The 21337-nt window shown below is 41.9% G+C and carries 15 protein-coding genes; 10 read left to right on the top strand and 5 right to left on the bottom strand.

Translation table 11 applies throughout. The features are described from left to right. Positions 1–55 precede the first annotated feature (55 nt). Positions 56–3853 (top strand): bifunctional 2',3'-cyclic-nucleotide 2'-phosphodiesterase/3'-nucleotidase, encoded by a 3798-nt coding sequence (locus ACIQXU_RS12940; protein ID WP_402989913.1) that lies wholly within the window; start codon positions 56–58, stop codon positions 3851–3853. 129 nt (positions 3854–3982) lie between these two features. Here ACIQXU_RS12940 and ACIQXU_RS12935 read toward each other — a convergent pair whose 3' ends face one another. After that, complete coding sequence (locus ACIQXU_RS12935) at positions 3983–4441, bottom strand: TspO/MBR family protein (protein ID WP_402989910.1); 459 nt, start codon at positions 4439–4441, stop codon at positions 3983–3985. Between the two features lie 156 nt (positions 4442–4597). Between ACIQXU_RS12935 and ACIQXU_RS12930 the strand changes: the two genes are divergently transcribed. Next, on the top strand, positions 4598–5113 hold the full coding sequence (locus tag ACIQXU_RS12930; RefSeq protein ID WP_402989907.1) for a GNAT family N-acetyltransferase: 516 nt from the start codon (positions 4598–4600) through the stop codon (positions 5111–5113). 104 nt (positions 5114–5217) lie between these two features. Here ACIQXU_RS12930 and ACIQXU_RS12925 read toward each other — a convergent pair whose 3' ends face one another. From ACIQXU_RS12925 to ACIQXU_RS12915, 3 genes are all read right to left on the bottom strand, one after another. After that, entirely contained in the window at positions 5218–6585 is a 1368-nt protein-coding gene (locus tag ACIQXU_RS12925; RefSeq protein ID WP_402871185.1) for an amino acid permease, read from the bottom strand. Positions 6586–6888: 303 nt separating this feature from the next. After that, positions 6889–8034: an endonuclease gene (locus tag ACIQXU_RS12920; protein ID WP_402989904.1), complete on the bottom strand. Its 1146-nt coding sequence runs from the start codon at positions 8032–8034 to the stop codon at positions 6889–6891. Between the two features lie 217 nt (positions 8035–8251). Further along, on the bottom strand, positions 8252–8584 hold the full coding sequence (locus tag ACIQXU_RS12915) for a phage holin family protein (RefSeq protein WP_402871190.1): 333 nt from the start codon (positions 8582–8584) through the stop codon (positions 8252–8254). A gap of 528 nt (positions 8585–9112) precedes the next feature. Here ACIQXU_RS12915 and katA point away from each other — a divergent pair. Both katA and purT read left to right on the top strand, forming a co-directional pair. Continuing rightward, on the top strand, positions 9113–10567 hold the full coding sequence (gene katA / locus ACIQXU_RS12910) for a catalase KatA (RefSeq protein ID WP_402871193.1): 1455 nt from the start codon (positions 9113–9115) through the stop codon (positions 10565–10567). An 820-nt stretch (positions 10568–11387) separates the two neighbouring features. After that, complete coding sequence (purT, locus tag ACIQXU_RS12905) at positions 11388–12545, top strand: phosphoribosylglycinamide formyltransferase 2 (RefSeq protein WP_402989901.1); 1158 nt, start codon at positions 11388–11390, stop codon at positions 12543–12545. A gap of 82 nt (positions 12546–12627) precedes the next feature. Here purT and ACIQXU_RS12900 read toward each other — a convergent pair whose 3' ends face one another. After that, on the bottom strand, positions 12628–13959 hold the full coding sequence (locus tag ACIQXU_RS12900; RefSeq protein WP_402989898.1) for a CitMHS family transporter: 1332 nt from the start codon (positions 13957–13959) through the stop codon (positions 12628–12630). Between the two features lie 403 nt (positions 13960–14362). Between ACIQXU_RS12900 and ACIQXU_RS12895 the strand changes: the two genes are divergently transcribed. From ACIQXU_RS12895 to ACIQXU_RS12870, 6 genes are all read left to right on the top strand, one after another. Then, positions 14363–15220 (top strand): LysR family transcriptional regulator, encoded by an 858-nt coding sequence (locus ACIQXU_RS12895; protein WP_402871202.1) that lies wholly within the window; start codon positions 14363–14365, stop codon positions 15218–15220. Between the two features lie 158 nt (positions 15221–15378). Then, positions 15379–16887, top strand: coding sequence for an FAD-dependent tricarballylate dehydrogenase TcuA (tcuA, locus tag ACIQXU_RS12890; RefSeq protein WP_402871205.1), 1509 nt, complete (start codon positions 15379–15381; stop codon positions 16885–16887). A gap of 96 nt (positions 16888–16983) precedes the next feature. Continuing rightward, entirely contained in the window at positions 16984–17754 is a 771-nt protein-coding gene (locus ACIQXU_RS12885) for a class I SAM-dependent methyltransferase (protein ID WP_402989896.1), read from the top strand. A gap of 66 nt (positions 17755–17820) precedes the next feature. Then, the gene (locus tag ACIQXU_RS12880) at positions 17821–18948 is read left to right on the top strand and encodes an AbrB family transcriptional regulator (protein WP_402989894.1); all 1128 of its coding nucleotides are present in this window, start codon (positions 17821–17823) and stop codon (positions 18946–18948) included. 327 nt (positions 18949–19275) lie between these two features. Then, positions 19276–20652, top strand: coding sequence for an alkaline phosphatase (locus ACIQXU_RS12875; RefSeq protein ID WP_402989891.1), 1377 nt, complete (start codon positions 19276–19278; stop codon positions 20650–20652). Positions 20653–20670: 18 nt separating this feature from the next. Further along, entirely contained in the window at positions 20671–21318 is a 648-nt protein-coding gene (locus ACIQXU_RS12870; protein ID WP_402954204.1) for a DUF4352 domain-containing protein, read from the top strand. The last annotated feature ends 19 nt before the right edge of the window (positions 21319–21337 follow it).

Raw genomic sequence — 21337 nt, 5'->3', positions numbered from 1 at the left:
ATAAGAATATGTTATATTATTCTAGAATTTGATAAAATCTGAGAGGTTGTGAAGTATGTCGTTCAAGTCCAAAATGCTAGTCCCTATCCTTGCTGTAAGTTTAATTACAGCACCATTTGCCCTTCCGGTGGATGCATCCGCTAAAGGAGAGGCAAAAGCGAAACCGTTTGCCATATCCGCTCCTTCGGTAAGTTACACAAATGGGGCAAAAGCCACTGTGACCGTTACGCCCAAAAAGGGCAATAAGGGGAAGGAAGCCGTTGTCTTTCAATTAATGAATGGGACAAAGGTCGTTTCGCAATCAGCAGTAGAGACGGACATCAAGACAGCACAAAAGTTTTCTGCTCACTTCAACACGTACAAGTCAGGATATTGGATCAAGGTATCCGTCGTTTCCAACTATAATGGAAAAACGAGTAATTTCGGAACAAGCTTGGCCACTTCGGTTTCCGACGCGCCATTTGAACTGAGAATCATGGAAACGACAGACATACACACCAATCTAGTAAGTTATGATTATTACAAAAATGCCGTATCGGATTCAGTAGGGTTTTCCCGCACGGCAACCTTGATCAAACAGGCAAGAAAAGAAGTGAAAAATAGTGTCTTAGTAGATAATGGGGACCTCATTCAAGGCACGCCGCTTGGTACATACAAAGCGAATATAGCCCCGCTTAAAAAGGGAGAAGTGCACCCTGTCTATAAAGCGATGAATCTACTAGACTATGATGTGGCTACATTCGGTAACCACGAATTCAACTATGGCTTATCTTATTTGGATGAAGCCATCAATGATGCGAAATTCCCCTATGTAAATGCAAACGTTTATAAAATAGACAAAGACAAAAATCCAAATAACGATAAAAATAAATACACGCCTTACAAGATCGTAACGAAGAAAGTGAAAGATATAAATGGTAATGAAAAGTCCGTGAAAATCGGCTATATCGGATTTGCCCCTCCACAAATCATGGATTGGGATAAAACAAATCTTGAAGGGAAAGTCGTAACAAAGGAAATCATTGCGACAGCCAAAAAATATGTCCCTGAAATGAAGAAAAAGGGTGCAGATGTCATCGTGGCGCTTACGCATTCCGGTTTTAGCGGCGACGCCAAAAATACCGAGGATGTTATCTATTCATTAAGTAAAGTGGCCAATATCGATGCCATCACGTTCTCACATACTCATAAAGTCTTCCCGGCCCAAGATGAGGCATCATTGGACAACCTGTTCAAAGACAGTCAAGGCAAAGTCCTTGCGGGCGTTGATAATAAAAAGGGAACGATCAATGGGGTACCAGCCGTCCAAGCAGGATATGGTGGAAGTAATCTTGGCATCATCGACCTTGATATTCAGAATATCAAGGGAAAATGGAAAGTCATCAACTCAGATTCTTCAACCCGGGCAATCAATGACAAAGTAACCGGTAAGAAAGCGGCGGAAGATGCGGCTGTTGTGAAGGCGGTCAAAAAAGACCACGAGGCAACGGTTAAGTATGTTAACACGCCAATCGGTAAAACAACAGCGCCAATCCACAGTTATTTTGCCCTTGTGCAGGATGATCCTTCTGTACAGGTCGTAACAAGTGCACAAAAGTGGTATGTTGAAAATTACCTTAAGAACAATCGTCCTGAATATAAGGACTTACCAATCCTTTCTGTAGGGGCACCATTCAAGGCTGGCCGCAATGGAGTCGAGGAATACACCGATATAAAAACGGGTGATTTGACAATCCGCAGCGCTGGCGACCTATATTTGTACGATAATACATTAAAAGCCATCAAAATCAAGGGGTCTGTGGTCAAAGAATGGCTTGAAATGTCCGCAGGGAAATTCAATACAATCGATCCTGCGAAAACAGAGGAACAGAAATTACTGAATGAAAAGTTTGCAGTCTATAACTTTGACGTGATTGATGGCGTGACGTATCAAGTCGATGTCACGAAAGCTCCCCGTTATGATGAAAAAGGCGAAAAGCTTTCAGACTCAAGCAGGATCACCAACTTGAAATACGAGGGTAAAGCCGTTGATCCAAATCAAGAATTCATCGTCATAACGAATAATTACCGTGCTTCGGGCGGAGGGAATTTCCCAGGCGTCAAAGGCAGTGAATACATTGTCGATTCCGCTGATGAAAACCGTCAGATCTTGATGGATTACATTACACAAGAGAAGGAAATCAATCCGACCGCAGACAATAACTGGTCGATTGCTCCGATTTCCGACAAGGTGAATGTTACATTCACTTCATCGCCAAAAGGTGCAGAATATTTAAATGAAGACAGTGCTATTTCATATACAGGCAAAACGGATGATAAAGGATTTGGTATCTACAAATTCAATCTAGCCAATAACAACATTCAAGTACAATTGTTGGGCATCAATGATTTTCACGGTCAAATGGATACTACCTCTGAGTTTGGCGGAGTCAAACAAGGACGTGCCGATTACTTAGCGGCCCACTTAAAAAAGCGTGAGGCAGAGAATCCGGAAAATACCCTGTTAATCTCAGCTGGGGATGCCGTTGGTGCGAGCGCTCCTGTTTCCTCTCTATTACAGGACAAACCAACTCTTCAGTTTCTGAATAATATGGGGTTTGATGTAGGAACGGTCGGAAACCATGAGTTCGATAAAGGAATCGAAACGCTGATGGCCCAAATTAATGGCGGAAAGTCACCCACTTCGGATGTTGTCTTCGATAAGTTGAACTTCCCGTATGTGGTGGCAAATGTCGTGTATAAAGACACAAAAAAACCAATATTAGATCCTTATGTCATTAAAGAGGTCGGCGGTGTGGAAATCGGATTTATTGGTGTCGTCACGAATACGACACCTCAAAAGGTAAGCCCTGCCGGTATCAAGAATGTAGAATTCATTGAGCAGGCCCCAGCCGTCAATAAAGCGGTCGATGAGTTAAAGGAAAAAGGCGTCAAATCGATTGTCGTTGTCTCGCATGATCCAGGCACTGAGAAAGATGGGGTCATTACAGGAGAAGTGGCGGAACTGGCAAAAGATATCGATGATGAAGTCGATGTCATTTTAGCTGGAGACAATCATGCCAAGAATAATAGTACGGTCGATGGAAAGTTAATCGTTCAAGCGTATTCTTACGGAACGGCTTTTGAAGACATTGACTTGGAAATTGATCCGAAAACAAAGGACATTGTCAAAAAATCAGCTGAGATCGTGACAGTCACACAAGACGGAATCACACCAGATGCTGAAACGACGAAGTTCATAAACTCATATTTGGATCAGTTCCCAGAACTGAAAGCGCCACTAGGAACGACGGATGAAAAGATTTTAAGAGCGAACGCCTATACCCAGGAAACGGGTCTTGGAAATTTAATCGCGGATTCAATGAAAGCCGATCTACAATCTGATTTCGCTTTCATGAATCCAGGTGGAATTCGTGCCGATATTCCACAAGGTGAAGTAACATATGCCGACTTGGCAAAAATCCAGCCATTCGGAAACGTACTGGTCAAACTTGAATTAACAGGTGCGGAAGTGAAAACATTGCTGCAACAGCAGTGGGTCGTTGAAGGCAATCCGAAAACTTTGCAAATCTCCGGATTGAGCTATACCGCTGATTTCAGTAAGCCAGTGGCAGAGCGCGTCACGGAAATGAAGAAAGCGGATGGCACCCCAATCGACGAGTCAAAAACGTACACCGTGACTGTCAATGACTTCATGGCAAGCGGCGGCGATAACTATACCGTGTTAAAAGATAAAGAGCGCGTATTCGGCCATGCCGATTTAGAGGCTTTCGTTGAATATGTGAAAAACACTTTTAAAGGTGGAAAAATCACGGCGGTTACGGAAGGTAGAATCACGAACATCAATAACTAAAATGAGTTTTATCGGTTCATTCAGGAAGGATATCAGTCCATTTGGCAGATATATCGGTCAAACTGGATATTTTATCGGTCCAATTCAAAAAGCGAGCATTCCGAAACATGGAATGCTCTTTTTTCTCCATCAGTTATTTCTGAACATAGAGTAGTTAAGGCCCAAAGCGAAGGTCACCCAGCCGATATAAGGAACCATGGCGAGGCCAGCCGTACGGTCGATGCTGTAAAACTCGAAGGCCGTCAAAGTAATCAAGGTCAATAGGGAAGCCATTTCGATGAAAGCCGTTCCACGCAAGCCCCATTTGAAGAATAGGAAAGACCATAAAAAGTTCAGTCCGAGCTGGGTATCATAGAGGAGTTCCGGTGATTTTGTGTTTTTTTCCTTCACGGATACACGATACTTCGCGATTCCCATGACGGTATATAGGCCTGTCCAAGCGACGGGGAAAACCCATGAAGGGGGAGCAAAGGAAGGTTTCTTGAGGTCATTGTAAATCTCTTTGGAGTTTCTTGTGGCAATTGCCCCGACAATGGACCCTCCGACAACAGGAATCAACACGCTTTTTGCTAATTTTCGATAATTCATAATGCCATCCACCATCTTTCTACATAATTTGGTCGTTGTTATACCATTACCTCTAATGGTCTAAATAAAACATTTTAATGGGTTATTAAGTGTAACTTTATTCCATTTTTTATTATCATGGGGAAAGTAAGAGTAAAACGAATGGAAGGTGAAAAAATGAATGATAGACATCTAACGTCTAATAAAGGACCAGGTTTTCAAAACAATACTCCGTTTACTATTACTAGGGCTACTATGGAAGACATTGATCATATAGTTGGTTTGCGATTAGCGCTTTTAATGGAATTAGGTGAGGTACAGTCTCCAAAAGAGGAGCAGCTTATGGAAAGATCAACAAGAGAGTATTTACAAAAAGCACTTCCAGACAACGAATTTATATCCTATATGGCAGAAGAGAATGGGAAAGCAGTAAGCATCAGTGGAATGGTTTTATTCAAAAGACCACCGTATTTAGAAAATCTAAAAGGGATTGAAGCCTATATTCTTAATATGTATACGGTCCCAGAGCATCGTGGAAACGGGTTGGCGGGGCGTTTACTCGAGCATTGTATAGATAACAGTAAAACAAGGGGCGTTAAACGGATTTGGTTGCATACATCCGAAAACGGGAAACATCTATACAAGAAAATGGGTTTCAGTGAGAAAGGCAGTGAAATGGAGTTATTTCTTTAATGTCGCTGTCATGTTTCCCCTAGGTGGACTAGCAAAGGTTGAAAAGAAGGGAAAATAGCTAAAGAAAGGGTGCACGTGTTCAATGGGCACCCTTTCTTCGCTATTTATTTTTTTCGCTTATGCAATCCTGTTATGTAGTACAACACGACAAGCAGGATAATCCAGATCGGACCAACGATTAAAGCGATTCTCGTATCAGGAGAAAACCCGAGAACGACCATGACAAATACTAGAAAGGCAAGGGCGAAATAAGAAGTGAGCGGGAAAAACGGCATTTTGAATGTTAAGTTTTGTTTTTCCTGTCCACTCATTTTCTTTCGGGAACTGATGTGTGTGATAAGGATGGTGCCCCATGTCCATAGTGCTCCAAATGTCGCCACACTAGTCACATAAGTAAATACTTTGTCAGCTTTCATATAATTCAGGTAGACGCCAAAAAGGAGAACGACGGCCGATACGATAATGGCTGTGCCAGGCACGCCATTCTTTGTGACACGACCGAAACTTTTTGGTGATTCGCCTTGCTGTGCCAGGTTAAACAGCATTCGACCCGTACTGAAGATTCCGCTATTGCAAGAAGAGAGAGCTGCTGTCAGTACGACGAACTGGATGATGCCTGCCGCCCCTGGGATGCCGATTCTATCGAACATCATAACGAACGGGCTGTTTTCCCCTGTCATTTGATCCCATGGAGTAATTGAAAGAATGACAGTAAGAGCCAAAACATAAAACAGTAAAATTCGATAAAACACGGTATTGATTGCCCGTTTAAGTGATTTCTCAGGGTTCTTTACTTCCCCAGCCGTCACTCCAAGCATCTCGATGCCTAAATAGGCGAACATCACCATTTGGAATGAAAGAACAACGCCCGAGATACCATTAGGGAAGAAGCCTCCATGTGAGAATAGATTACTGAATCCGACTGCATCCCCAGCGTTACCGATACCAAAGAAAATCATGCCAAATCCTAAAACGATCATTAAGATAATCGTGACAATTTTAATTAGGGCAAACCAAAACTCTAATTCACCATAAGCTTTAACGGCAAGGAAATTAACGGTTGTCATAATCACAAGTGCGCCTAATGCCCAAGCCCATTGTGCAGTGTCTGGATACCAGAACTGCATGTAAATGCCGACAGCCGTAATTTCGGCCATGCACGTTGCAATCCAAAGGAACCAGTAATTCCAGCCTGTAATGTATCCGGCGAGAGGACCGATAAAATCGCTTGCATAGCGGCTGAAGGAACCGGCAACGGGGTTTTTAATGGCCATTTCCCCTAAAGCCCGCATGATGAGATAAATAATAAAGCCGCCAATGGCATAAGCCAAAATAATTGCGGGACCGGCTAATTTAATGGCCGATGCAGAGCCAAGAAACAACCCGACCCCAATGGCAGCGCCAAGAGACATTAATGCGATGTGTCTTTCTTCCAATCCTCTATGTAATTGAGAATCTTTGGAGTTTTGCATAATTTTCCTCTTTTCTTGTGTAGGAATATGGGTTTTTAACGCATTCTACTATTTTATCACTAGTAGAGTTGAGGAGCATAATATGTATTGTCTTTTCTCAAAATATTACAATTAAATAATATATACTAATAGTTTATTTGTAAAGAAAAAAATGAAAACGCTTACCAAATAAGGGAATTTTTAAGAGAATATATGAAGTTTGTAAGGTAATTGTTATTTAGCGAAAGTTAATTAACTAATTTTTCTTACTACTTGATGTCTGTATGAAACCGGCTGCCCTTAGGAAATGGGCAGCCGGTTTCATTACTCCCAGATGGAAGCAGCCCATTCGGGATGATCGATGAAAGGATTTCGATTATGTTGGTAGTCGTTATAAATGATTTCATTTCGATTTCGTTCAAATGCATCGACTGGATCTTGTTCATGCCAATCAAGCAACACGTCCAGTTTCCCATGATATGGAGCTGAGCCGTTGTTGACTAGGTTATTCAATTCCAAATCGACTTCACCGTTCTCTCTTTCATAGCGCACTGCCATATAGAAGAGCATCCGCGCCACATCTCCTTTCACCTTATCCCGTGGTTCCCATGAATCGGAGTCGTAATAGTTCCCTTTGGCTTCGGAATGTTCGGATCCCCCATTATCAAAGTCGAGATTATTGCGCGTACTATTGACGGACGCATCGGTCGGCCGCAAGTGATGTAAATCGGTGCCAGCACCCATGGATGTCCCGAATCCGCCATGGGATTTTGCCCAGACATGCTCACGGTTCCAGTCATTCACGCCTGCACCATTGGTGGTCTTTGCCTGTGAACGCCCTGTATATAGAAGAATGACATGATTGGAGTTGTTTGGATCTTCATCGGTTTCTCGCAAGGCTTCCCACACATTTGCGTAGGAAATTTTCGTATGGTCATCAATGATTTCATGGAGGGCATCTTTTAGAGCACGCCCGGTTTTTCCGGTAGCTGAGTCATAATATGATCCGGCATTCGGAGTTCCTGATTCTGGAGTGTTCCCGTTTTTCACCATGACTGAGGGGTCCTTCAAGCCAGAATGAGAAAAGTAGGAAGTCAGTGTTCCGGTTATGGCGACTTTTTGACCTTTTAAATCAGGATTCGATTGCAATCCGAATTCAGAACGGAAGGAGGAGGGAATTTGGACAAAAAGCATATTCGATACGTTTGTTTCCGAGGAACTATCAGCAATTGCCAGCGCATAATCACTTGGATAGTTGCTGAACTCGACGCTAGTGGCTGAAGTGGGCTGGCCGATTACAAAGCCACTGACAGTACGAATGGAACTATTTTGGTTTACGAAAGCCTGAGAGACGGAGTAAGGAGAAGATGGGCTTCCATCCCCGGTTGCGGCTAAGGATGAAGCTGGAATAAGGAAAGCGAGCACGAGCATGAGGGACAGAAGAATTCTTGGTTTACGATTGGTGTACATGTCATTCCTCCATAAGTCGATTCATACCTGTTTTTAGCGTATGTATGGTTAAACTTATGCAAAGGTGGTTCCATTCCCTTTTTGTTTTTCGAAAATGAGTGAATACTGCTAGTGATGATTTGCAAAAATTAGGGAAATAGCCCAGGAAATATCGAACGGTGTTATGGAAAAAGTCACGAGATAAAAAAATCGTCAGCATGTCGACTGACGAGTGTTCCTACTCTTTTTTGACTAGTAAACTTTGACTGATGGTTAGTAAAAACGAACCGATGAGCGCGCCCCAAAAAGAATGAATGACAAAACCACTGACCACATACGACGTAATCAGAAAAGTGAAAGCGTTGATGATGAAGGAAAACAATCCGAATGTCAGGATCGTGATTGGTAAAGTGATGAGCTGTAGAATGGGTTTAACTAACATGTTCATAATCGATAATATGAAGATAGCCAGCAAAGCTGTGCCATAAGATTTTATCGTGATGGAGTCGAGAAGCCAGTCTATGAAAAGTAATATCAGCCCATTGGCAAGAAAACGCATGATTATATTCATGGAAACCTCCTAAAACACTATATGCATTCCTTATTATACTAAAACCTCATGCAAATCAGGGGGGAATTTGCTGAATTGGCACAAAAAATCTTCTATATTTAGAGGCATCTTTCGACTGTTTGGCGAATGGGTACACGTGAAAGTAAAATTCACAGAATTTTCACTGATTAAACAGGCTGATTTCCTATAAAATGAGAGAAAGCGAAGCATCATAATTGATAACACTTCCAATTTAACCCTCTAGTATTCTCGATTACTATTATATTTTTCTTATAATTGATAAAAAAGAAAGAATAAAGAGAATGTGCTACCGCTGGAGTTATACCAATATATAGATAGTGAATACCTGAATAAATGCATAATACCTCATTTTTTCTACATAGTTTATACTTTACTAGCATTTAGAAAAGAAATTATGCTTATTGAATCTTATTATTATATTAAAATTATTATAAATAAGTATTGATTTTTTTCTAAGAAACTATATTATTATATGTATATTAAAACTAATGAAGAGGTGGTTCATTTATGTCGAATAAGAAAAACCTGACAACTAGCTGGGGTGCCCCGGTTGGCGATAACCAAAATTCAATTACTGCTGGGTCACGTGGACCAGTGCTTATACAAGATGTTCACTTATTAGAAAAACTGGCACATTTCAATCGTGAACGTGTTCCTGAACGTGTCGTCCATGCTAAAGGCGGTGGCGCATTTGGTACTTTTACCGTTACGAATGATTTGTCCAAATATACGAAAGCCAAAGTATTCAATGGTGTAGGGAAAGAAACGGAGATGTTCATCCGTTTTTCAACGGTAGCTGGGGAACTTGGTTCTGCCGATACATTACGTGATCCAAGGGGCTTCGCGGTCAAATTCTACACAGAAGAAGGAAACTACGATATCGTTGGGAACAATACACCTGTATTTTTCATCCGTGATGCAATCAAATTCCCTGATTTCATCCACACACAAAAAAGAGATCCTAGAACACACTTGAAAAATCCGACTGCCGTATGGGATTTCTGGTCTCATTCACCAGAATCACTTCATCAAGTAACTACGCTGATGTCCGACCGTGGGATTCCAGCAACATGGCGCCATATGCATGGATTCGGAAGCCATACATTCAAGTGGGTGAATGAAGAAGGACAAGCTGTTTGGGTGAAATACCACTTTAAAACAGAGCAAGGCATCAAAAACCTTGATGTGAACCTTGCTGCTAAACTTGCAGGTGAAAACCCTGATTACCATACGGAAGATCTATTCAACGCGATTGAAAAAGGTGATTTCCCGGCTTGGAAATTATGCGTACAAATCATGCCTTTGGAAGACGCGGACACATACCGCTTTGACCCATTCGATGTGACTAAGGTCTGGTCGCAAAAAGATTATCCATTAATCGAACTTGGCCGCGTGGAATTGAACAGAAATCCTGAAAACTATTTTGCTGAAGTAGAGCAAGCAACATTCTCCCCAGGAACATTCGTACCTGGAATTGAAGCTTCTCCAGATAAAATGCTTCAAGGCCGTTTATTTGCTTATGGCGATGCCCATCGTTATCGTGTAGGTGCTAACCATAACCAACTTCCGGTTAACCGTCCGAAAGTCGAAGCAAACACATATCAACGCGATGGCTTCATGCGTGCCGATGATAATGGGAAAGGTTCCGTTTATTACGAACCAAATAGCTTTGGGGGACCAGCTGAATCAAACGAAAACAAACTTGCGCCGTTTGAAGTGTCTGGACAAGCTGCTCAGGTTGCCTATAATCATCATGATCACTACACTCAAGCAGGAGATCTATATCGCCTGTTGAGCGACGAAGAAAAAACACGTCTTGTAGAAAATGTCGTGGGTGCAATGAAACCAGTAGAATTAGAAGAAATTAAACTTCGTCAAATCGGACACTTCTACAAAGCCGATCCAGAATACGGAACACGTATTGCTGAAGGACTTGGATTAGCTGTACCGCAAGAAGTCTAAGAATAGAATCAACATCTAAACAGGCATCCATTAGTGCAATGGATGCCTGTTTTTTCGTATTAAGCGAAGGTCCTACCTAGTTGGAGATGTCGGTATACAGTTCATGTCAATCACAGCACATGCATCATCTACAGTCTCAGCTTGTGTTTTTAAATGGTCTGCTATTGGATTTTTGAAAGTCTTGACCATCCTGGATGAGATGGGGAAGGAACTAGAATGTTAGGTACAAACGAAAAAGCTCTTCTCTGATTTTTCAGTGGAAGAGCTTTTAATCTTATAAACTATTAGACTGAAACGATGAGGGCTGCTGCAAAGACGAGGGAATTTTAGACAACCCTTGTCCATGACTATGTATGGTGCATACATCTTGCAAGTAACTGTTAAGAATCTTTAACAGCCCTTATCCAAGGAGTGCTAATAGTTGTGCGTTAAAAGCGTTTTCCTCCTTTTAACGCTAGTATTGGCCCCGCCTACGCCGAATACTTTGACGGCCACGCATGCCATCCAACCTACTTACATTATAATGGAAAGCGCTTACATTTTCAAAAAGTATCGTAGTACAAATTTCGACATGTATAAGATATCACTCCTCCATTCTGTAAAGAACGGTGCTGATTTCACTGAGCGTACTTGGCATTCCGTCCTCCAATCAAATGGTATCTTCCTTTGTTTATAAAGATATATGATTAAAAAACAAAATATTTTATATGAAATCAAGGATTTTAGAGGAAAATTAAAATAAAAAGCGAACAAAATATGTTTTTATTAGTATATAGTTCGTATATAATGGTTTTGAACACATGGAGGGGAGAAGTGGAATATGTATAGAACAAAAAAGGTTTTATTATTGGGCTCAGGAGAATTAGGCAAGGAAGTCATCCTAGAAGCTCAGCGGCTTGGTATTGATACCGTTGCAGTCGACCGGTATGAACATGCACCTGCCATGCAAGTGGCCCATCGAAGTTATGTGATTGATATGTTGGATGAGAAGCAGCTTAGGGAAGTCGTTGAAAAAGAACAACCTGATTTAATCGTGCCGGAAATTGAGGCCATCGCCACTTCCGAATTGCTTAAATTGGAGGAAGAAGGGTTCGCGGTTATCCCAACGGCAAGAGCGGCTAAATTGACGATGGACCGTGAAGGAATTAGAAGGTTGGCCTCTGAAACGCTAAAGTTACCAACGGCAGCTTATCGATTTGCCAATACATATGAAGAATTTGTTTCATCTGCTACAGAAATCGGTTTTCCTAATGTCGTGAAACCGCTAATGAGTTCTTCTGGTAAAGGGCAAAGCGTTTGTCGTTCAAAAGATGATTTGGAAGCCTGCTGGAAAATAGCGATGGAAGGTGGCCGGGTCCAAAATGGAAGAGTGATCATTGAAGAGTTCATTCGCTTTGATTCGGAAATTACGTTGCTAACTGTCCGTGCCGTTAACGGAACGATGTTTTGTGCACCAATCGGTCATGTCCAGGAGGGCGGGGACTATATAGAATCTTGGCAGCCACATGCTATGACGGAAGGACAAATCATCGAAGCAAAAAGGATTGCCAAGAAGATTACAGATGAACTTGGTGGATATGGATTATTTGGAGTGGAGTTATTCCTTTCAGGGGATAAGGTCTATTTCAGTGAAGTCTCCCCACGTCCGCATGATACAGGATTAGTAACATTGGTCACCCAAAACCTATCGGAGTTTGCCCTTCATGCCCGTGCGATTCTAGGATTCCCGATCCCTGAAATCACACTGATCACCCCAGGAGCAAGCCGTCCCTTGAAAGCACCGGTTGAGTTATCAGAATATTCTATAGTCGGGGTAGATAAAGCCTTGGCTCAACCGAATACGCAGGTGCGCGTTTTCGGAAAACCGGTCACGAAGGTTGGCAGAAGGGTTGCTGTTGCATTATCCACAGCTGATTCTGTCGAAACGGCGAGGGAAGCCGCAACCCGTGCACTGAGTTACATGAAGGTTGAAAAATAAAACACAAAAGCACTCCAGGAATGGAGTGCTTTTGCTTAAGGATTATTATTGGTAGATGGATGTAATAGTTAAAAAATGTGTATCACATGAAGGATATGGCCCCAGTCAATATCGCCAATCCAGTGAGAATCAGGGATGAAAGAATGGCCCATTTTAAAGCAAAACGTTGATGGTCACCTATATCTTTCCCAATCATGCCGACTAATAAGATGGTCGAAGCGACTAATGGACTCATTAAGTGAACGGGTTGGCCCAATATGGAAGCCCGGGCAATTTCAATAGGGGCAATCCCATACGCGGAGGCCGCTTCAGCAAGGATGGGCAAGACTCCAAAATAATAGGCGTCGTTTGATAATACAAAAGTAAAAGGCATACTGGTAAACGCTACGATTAAAGGGAAGAAGGCGCCTAAAGATTCCGGAATGATGGAAACCAAGGTGTTGGCCATTGCGTCCACCATTTTTGTTCCGGATAAAATTCCAGCAAAAACGCCAGCTGCAAAAACAAGGATGACCACGATTAGAGCGTTACCTGAGTGAGCTAGCATCCGTTCTTTTTGCTTCTCTAAGTCTGGGTAATTTATCAGCAGGGCAAGGATGAAGCCAATCAGAAACAATACGGGAGCAGGCAATAGGTTGAGTATGAGAGTAGTCATGATGGATAGGACGATCAAGAGATTTACCCACAATAACTTAGGCCTTTTTATATCGCTTTCTTCTTTAATGAGAGTGTCCTCTATAGTAGCGGCAGTCTCAGATTGAGCGATAGAATCCTCTTCTGCGTAAGGGAAAGGGATACTTCCAAGCCGTTTGCGTTCTTTTTTTCCGAGTAAAAAAGCAATGAAGGTCACCCATAAAGCTCCCCCGATCATTGTTGGTATGAGGGGAACGAAGAATTCTGAAGCATCAAGACCCAAAACAGCTATGACCCGTGTAGCGGGGCCTCCCCATGGTGTCATGCCACTCATTACACTTAAGGAGAGCATAGCGATAGTGGCCATTATCAAAGGATTCATGCCAATTCGTTTATAAAGAGGAAGCATGGCTGAAACCACGATCATATATGTGGTTGTGCCATCCCCATCTAATGCTACCATGAGGGATAGAATGGCTGTCCCTATCGCAATTTTGACAGGGTCCCGTTTAACGATCTGTAATATTTTTGCGATAAGCGGGTCGAATAACCCAGCATCAATCATCACTCCAAAAAACAATATAGCGAATAATAATAAAGCGGCTGAAGGTGCAACGAGCTTTATCCCTTCAAGCATCATGGGACCGATATCAGAAGCAAAGCCACCAATTATAGCGAAAATGATAGGTATAAGTGTTAAAGCCACAATCGGTGACATCTTTTTGGTCATAATCAAATATGTAAAGATAGTAACCATGGAAACTCCTAATATAGTTAGCAATGGACGGTTCCCCTCCTTTTGAATACGCTTACAATAAAGACTTTTATTGATTGATTATTCAGAAAATTAATTTTAAAAATTCCTATTTGCATCACCTCAATGTTGTTATTGGTTATCTTTGTTAAATAGTAATACAGGAAAGTTAATAAGTTAAATATATATTTTTTTCGATTTGTCATTAAAAAAGTTTATAACATATGTACTTCATCACAATCTTAAGGGGAATGTCAGGGGTTCTTTTTTGGTACCTAAAGGAGGAAGTAAAGCTAAAGCATACTAAACTATTTAGGCTTGGAAGAAGTCGAAAGAGAGGAAAGGGTATTCGATAAACTCATAAATTCAATGTATACTTTCTTTAATATCTTATAAATACAAATTATAACATTAGAAAAGGCGGGTTCGAATGGATGAAAAGGATTGGATTTTCTTAAACATACTTCATGAGGAGAAAAGCATTACACGCACGGCAGAACGACTATATATATCGCAGCCAGCTTTAAGCTATCGATTAAAGAATATAGAAGCAGAGTTTGGCGTAGCTTTATTTTTCAAGACGAAGAAAGGAATCGATTTTACCTCTGAGGGCGACTATATAGTCAAGTACGCCGAGGAAATGCAAAGGAAATTGCAACAAACGAAAGACCATGTGATGAATATGAATGATGGAATCAATGGAACGTTGCGTTTAGGTGTTTCCAGTAATTTTGCAAGATATAAGTTGCCTGAAATCTTGAAAAGATTTTCGAAGCAATATCCAGATATACAATTTAATTTAAATACGGGATGGAGTACTGAAATCATGAGCCTCCTGGACTCGTCAAAGGTACATGTGGGGATCGTGAGGAATAACTATCAATGGAAGGGAGAAAAGTCCCTATTATCCCAAGAGAGGTTATATCTGATTTCGAAAAGAGAGATTACGATAGAGGAGCTGCCGAGCTTGCCGTTCATTAATTATCATACCGACAACTCGTTGAAAAATTTAATCAGTGATTGGTGGCATGATCAATTTTCGTCTCCACCTCGTATCACCATGGAAGTAGATAAGCTGGAGACATGCAAGGAAATGGTCAAAAATGAATTAGGGGTGGCAATAATCCCGGAGATGTCTCTACAGCCCAATGATTTTCTACATAAGTTATGCTTAAAAGATAAACAGGGAACACCTTTGCAACGGAACACGTGGTTAATGTATGATGCCAATTTTTTAAATCTTTCGGTAGTAAAAGCTTTTGTGGATTTCCTTGTTAAGGAAAGATAATAAAGCGGGCTTAGGGATATGGAATGACTCCATCCTAAGTCTTTTTTTTGTTTGGTTATAAATATTTTTTATCGACTTAAGCTAAATTTATATATTTCATTTATTTTTTGAAGTGTATTAAGCTTAGCTCAAGTAAAAAATTGTTAGGAGGAAGATATATGGTTCAATCTAATTTCGATATAATAGTAGTAGGAGCGGGAAATGCCGCTTTATGTGCAGCTATAGCAGCTAGAGAAAAAGGCGCAAGCGTACTAGTACTCGAGCGAGGACCGAAGCAAAAGAGAGGTGGAAATTCATTCTTTACGGATGGAGCCATTCGCACTGCTTATAATGGTCTGGATGATATCAGAAAAATCATTCCTTCTATCACTGACGAGGAAGCCGAGAAAATTCATGTGCCCGTTTATAGTGAAACAGAATACTATGATGATCTCATGAGGGTTACGAAAGGACAGAGTGATCCTCAATTGGCGAAGCAATTGGTTACTCAATCCTATAAAACCATTCAATGGATGCAGGGCCATGGCATTGAATTTGAACTTAATTATGAAAATCAATCTTTTGAAAAAGACGGCAAACGGATATTTTGGGGTGGTCTTCCGTTAAAAACCAATGATAAAGGTGTAGGGCTGATTAGAAAACTGAATGAACGTGTGATAGAACTTGGCATAGAGGTTTGGTACGAGACGCGCGCTACCGAGCTGAAGCTCGAGAATAATCAGATCAAGTCAATCGTTGTACAGCAAGAAGGCAAGGAGCTAACGATCAATACGACAAGCATCGTTTTAGCGTGTGGAGGATTTGAAGCAGATAAAAAGCTACGGAGCGAATTTATCGGTGAGGAATGGAATGCGGCTATTGTGAGAGGAACGGAATATAATACTGGAGACGGGTTAACTATGGCTTTGGCGGTAGGAGCACAGAAATATGGGCAATGGTCCGGCTGCCATTCAATTGGGACGGATTATAATGCTCCAAAAGTCGGTGATTTTACGAAACCAGGAGACATCTTCAAAAAACATTCTTATCCTTTAAGCATCATGCTTAATAAAGATGGAAACAGGTTTGTCGATGAGGGTGCGGATTTCCGAAACTATACATATGCCAAGTATGGAAGGGAAATCTTGAAACAGCCTGATCATGTAGCCTATCAGATTTATGATTCTCAGGTGCGACCGTATCTGCGTAAAGAGTATGACCTTGAAGAGGCTACCATTTATCAGGCGGATACGCTCGAAGAACTTGCTAATTTGCTGCCGGTTAATCAAGCACAATTCTTGAAAACGATTGAGGAGTATAACCATTCTGTACAAGAAGGAAATTATAATCCTACGGAAAAAGACGGTAAAGGAACGGATGGAATTACCCCACCAAAATCAAATTGGGCACTTCGCATTGAACAAGGTCCATTTTATGCTTTCCCGGTAACATGTGGAATCACTTTTTCGTTTGGTGGAATACATGTCAACACGGTAGGCGAGGTATTGAATGAAGAGGAAGCACCTATTGCGGGATTGTTCGCTGCGGGTGAAATGGTCGGAGGGATCTTCTACGAAAACTATCCAGGCGGATCTGGGTTAATGTCAGGTTCTGTATATGGTAAACTTGCAGGAACATCTGCCGCTTCGTATGCCTTGGAAAACCGAAGAGACACGGTTACTCAGTAAAGAATAATGGATGAAGATAAGGAAGCCGACTTTTTCTATATTAGAAAATTCGGTTTTCTTTATTTGGAAAGGAAGCGAGAAGAAGGAGGTTTTAAGATGGGTGAAAAAGATCAAGTACTTTCCCAATTTGGAAAAAACGCTGCCAACTATGTGACGAGCAAAACGCATGCGAGTGGAGAAGATCTGGATTTACTTATAAAGATCGTGGAAAAGAACAGAAAGGATAACCTTTTGGACATCGCAACGGGAGGCGGTCATGTGGTCAAAGCTTTAGCTCCACTATTTAAACAAGTGACCGCTCTTGACTTGACCCCTGAAATGTTAGAGAAAGCAGAGAAATTCATCACCTCAAATGGCATTGGAAATGTATCGTTTGTTCAAGGAGATGCCGAGCAGCTCCCTTTTTCGGATCAATCATTTGGGACGGTTACATGTCGGATTGCACCCCACCATTTCCCGAACATAAACCGATTTGTAATGGAGTCAAACCGGGTCTTAGAAAGAAATGGCCTTTTCCTCCTAATAGATAACGTTGCAGCTGAAAAGGATGAATACGATCACTTTTATAACTATATAGAAAAGAAAAGGGACCCTAGCCATTACAGGGCCTATAAAAAAACTGAATGGATTTCACTTATTGAAAACACAGGCTTTATTATTGAAGGTTTTACGACATTCAAAAAAAAGTTCGAATTTAAGAAGTGGTGTGAAATGATGCAGCTTCCTGAAAAGGATCAAAATGAATTGATGGCCTATATGATTGCGGCTGAAAAGGAAACAACCGATTTTCTTTCAATCGAGGTTGTTGAAAACCAAGTTCTCTCTTTCCAAGGGCAGGCGATGTTATTAGTGGCAAGGAAAGAGTGAACAGGTATATTCGTTTCTTTGAGATTTGTACGAAAAGATGAAAAATAAAAGTGGGAAGGTCATCGAATGGAGCGATTAGTAGATACAATGAAAGGCATTTGGCTAGTGATACTATGCGGCCTAGGAGGGGCTTTTCTGGCGTCAATGGGATTATCCATCGGATGGATGATCGGATCCCTGTTGATGTCCGCCCTGCTTTCTTTTTGGAAGCCAGCTTTCTTGAAGTTACCTGATAGTCAATCGAATAGCATGCAAATCTGGTTAAGAACAGGACAATGCCTGCTCGGCATTGAATTGGGCTTACAACTCAACCTTTCCGTGTTGAGAATATTCATGGAAAATAGCATCACGATCATCATCGTCTTGGCTTTATCGTTGTTGTTTTCTTTAGGCTCCGGTTTTCTTTTGTACAAGTTATGTAAAATGGATATGCTGACGAGTTTCTTTTCTACGGCACCGGGAGGTCTTTCAGCTATGCCAGGAATGGCTCAGGAAGCAGGGGCCAATACCGGAGTTGTGACGATCATACAAACCATCCGGATTTTTTTGGTTGTCATGATTGTACCTTTCTTTGTACTTGGAGCTAATCCGTTAGCCTCAACTCCGGCTCGTTTTTTCGGTGGGGTGGAAAGTTTTAATAAAGTTGAAATAGGATGGACGCTTGTGCTGGCTCTCGCTGCCTGGGGTGGTTTCCATGTCGGGAAAATCCTCAAGTTACCTGCGCCGTGGCTAGTAGGCAGTATGTTGACGGTTGCATTTTTTCAAGCTTCCGGTTCACTCATTGCCGGGGTGGATTTGATTGCCTGGTGGCCAGATAGCATCATGATTGTTTCACAAATTATGATTGGGGCAAGTGTGGGATCCAAGTTCAATAGGGGAATGTTCGTAGGAATGAAAAAAATTCTGGTCGTCTCTTCATTAAGTACCGTTGCTTTTATATTCATGATGATCCTTTGTGCATATATCGATTCCAGAATGACTGGAATGTCCTTTATGACTACTTCATTGGCCTTTGCACCTGGAGGAGTTGCGGAAATGACCGCCACTTCAGTAGCCCTCGAATCCGACCCGATGTTTGTCGTTGCTGTTCAGGTACTCAGGGTGTTGATGGTGTATGTGACATTGCCGCCATTATTTAAATTACTGAATCAACGAGCGATGCAAAAAAATGGACATCCCGATTTATCAGCATAGTGTTTACGCTATCAATAATTATGTTTTGACTGATGACGCCCAGCCCAACTCGAAGGGGAAGAATAATCCAGCATGGACTGCCTCTTCTGTGGCGGTCTTTTTTTAGTGTGTGCTTTCTTTCATGAACTGGAAGACTTCTTTTGAAGTGGCGGAATTTGTCTTTGTTGTAGCAGTCCCCTGAACCTATTCATTCTCTACCTATTTTCCTTTTCTTTACTATTCATTTACATAAAACCCCCATATATTTACACTCCCTTCACAGTAGGTTCATCTTCCTGCGGTATATTTTAACTGAATCATCCATTAAATCAGTAGGAGGTCGTTTTCTTGAAACGTTCATTCAGTAAAAAGATTTTGCCTGTTGCCATCATTTCCACACTAGCTCTTGGAAGTCTTACATGGTCGGTCACAAACAACGATGTCCTGGCAAAAGGAAAGCCTAAGAAAGAACCGGAGATTAGAAACGTCATTTTCATGATAGGGGATGGAATGGGTGTCTCTTATACATCCGCCTATCGGTATTTAAAAGATAGACCTTCTACGACGGTGGCTGAAAGGACGGCATTCGATCCATACTTGGTGGGTCAGCAGATGACATACCCAGAAGATCCGACACAAAATATCACGGATTCCGCTTCTGCAGCAACCGCGATGTCAGCCGGGGTGAAAACGTATAACGCAGCAATCGCAGTCGATAACGATAAGACAGAAGTGAAAACGGTATTGGAAGCGGCTAAGGAAAGCGGGAAATCAACCGGTCTTGTCGCCACATCGGAAATTACCCACGCCACCCCAGCATCATTCGGTGCCCATGACGAAAACCGGAAAAACATGAATGGAATTGCTGATGATTATTACCGGGACCTAATAGAGGGTCAACATAAAATCGATGTCCTCTTGGGGGGAGGCCAATCGAATTTTGTCCGGCCTGATGTCGATTTGACAAAAGCGTTCAAAAAAGATGGATATAGTTATGCTACCGATAAAAAGCAGCTCTTAAAGGATAAAAATAAACAGGTGCTTGGGTTGTTCGCTTCAGGAGGTTTGCCTAAAATGATTGACCGCACCAATGAAACGCCTTCTTTGGAAGAGATGACGGACTCGGCGATTCAACGCCTGAATAAAGATAAAGATGGATTCTTCTTGATGGTGGAAGGAAGTCAAATTGATTGGGCTGGCCATGATAACGACATTGTCGGGGCGATGAGTGAAATGGAGGATTTTGAAAAAGCCTACAAGGCAGCCATCGAGTTCGCGAAAAAAGATAAACATACCTTAGTTGTCGCTACGGCTGACCATTCCACGGGAGGGTTCTCAATCGGAGCGAAGGGAGTCTATAATTGGTCCGGTGAGCCGATTAAGGCTGCCAAACGGACACCTGACTTCATGGCGGATGCCATCGTAAAGGGTGAGGATGTTGAAAAAACTTTGAAAAGGTATATTGATCAAAAGAAAGTGAGACTTACAAACGAGGAAATCCAATCCGTCAAGGATGCCACAACAAGTAAACATGTTACGACGATTGATAATGCAATCGAAGCCATTTTTGATAACAGGTCCAATACGGCTTGGACTACCGGGGGACATACGGGGGAAGATGTGCCCGTCTATGCATTCGGGCCCTACAAGGACCGTTTTGCCGGACAGGTCGATAACACGGATCATGCCACGATCATCTTCGACTTATTAAATAAAGGAAAATAAAACGCTGGGAGGGATTCGGTGAACAAACTACTTTTTGGTGCCTTTTTATTAACCACATTTGGTGCACTTAATACGCAGCCAGCTTTTGATGAAAAACCAAACGTAATAGAAAAGACAGAGGAAAAGGAAGAACCATTGGTGAAGAAGGATGTCTATGTTCCTAACCCCCAGCTACCGGATGATCGTGATTTGAAACAGGTTGGCCAACAGGTTTCCGATGCACGAGGCGAATTGACAGTAAAAGAGTATAAGCCGATAAATGAAACCGTGAAGGTCGGGCCAATCACGGTAGAAATGAAGGATATCAAGGTGATGCATGTGGTTCCGGATTATAGCATGATTGACTTCTTTCATGGTTACACCCATGAACACGCATTCGATATCGTGAAAATGAATGTGAAAGTCCATAATCCTACCAATGCGGACGCCAAGATTTCCCCGGTCGCTTTTCTTGAGACGGACGGGGGAGAACATTTGACTTGGAAAGATGATATTTACCTGGAGAACTTGAATGGGGATATAAAAGCGAAGGGCTCAAAGCAAGGGAATATCGGGTTCATCCTCAAAAAGGAAGATGTGAGGAGGATTTCGGTTCTGACCAGTGATGCCGTAAATGGTGAAGGGAAAGTGCTTTCGAAAGGGAAAAAGGTAGAATTTTCTTTTTAAGAAGTAATGTATGTTTACT

This window comes from Peribacillus sp. NPDC097284, assembly GCF_044761765.1.
Taxonomy (GTDB): domain Bacteria; phylum Bacillota; class Bacilli; order Bacillales; family DSM-1321; genus Peribacillus.
The sequence above is the reverse complement of the archived record's forward strand: the minus strand, read 5'-3'. Positions and strand labels throughout refer to the sequence as shown.

Excerpts from the sequence above, each read along its gene's own strand:
- purT (WP_402989901.1), top strand. The coding sequence starts at position 11,388 with ATGTATAGAACAAAAAAGGTTTTATTATTGGGCTCAGGAGAATTAGGC.
- ACIQXU_RS12935 (WP_402989910.1), bottom strand. The coding sequence starts at position 4,441 with ATGAATTATCGAAAATTAGCAAAAAGCGTGTTGATTCCTGTTGTCGGA.
- ACIQXU_RS12915 (WP_402871190.1), bottom strand. The coding sequence starts at position 8,584 with ATGAATATAATCATGCGTTTTCTTGCCAATGGGCTGATATTACTTTTC.
- ACIQXU_RS12880 (WP_402989894.1), top strand. The coding sequence starts at position 17,821 with ATGGAGCGATTAGTAGATACAATGAAAGGCATTTGGCTAGTGATACTA.
- ACIQXU_RS12925 (WP_402871185.1), bottom strand. The coding sequence starts at position 6,585 with ATGCAAAACTCCAAAGATTCTCAATTACATAGAGGATTGGAAGAAAGA.
- ACIQXU_RS12930 (WP_402989907.1), top strand. The coding sequence starts at position 4,598 with ATGAATGATAGACATCTAACGTCTAATAAAGGACCAGGTTTTCAAAAC.
- tcuA (WP_402871205.1), top strand. The coding sequence starts at position 15,379 with ATGGTTCAATCTAATTTCGATATAATAGTAGTAGGAGCGGGAAATGCC.
- ACIQXU_RS12895 (WP_402871202.1), top strand. The coding sequence starts at position 14,363 with ATGGATGAAAAGGATTGGATTTTCTTAAACATACTTCATGAGGAGAAA.
- ACIQXU_RS12940 (WP_402989913.1), top strand. The coding sequence starts at position 56 with ATGTCGTTCAAGTCCAAAATGCTAGTCCCTATCCTTGCTGTAAGTTTA.
- katA (WP_402871193.1), top strand. The coding sequence starts at position 9,113 with ATGTCGAATAAGAAAAACCTGACAACTAGCTGGGGTGCCCCGGTTGGC.
- ACIQXU_RS12920 (WP_402989904.1), bottom strand. The coding sequence starts at position 8,034 with ATGTACACCAATCGTAAACCAAGAATTCTTCTGTCCCTCATGCTCGTG.
- ACIQXU_RS12885 (WP_402989896.1), top strand. The coding sequence starts at position 16,984 with ATGGGTGAAAAAGATCAAGTACTTTCCCAATTTGGAAAAAACGCTGCC.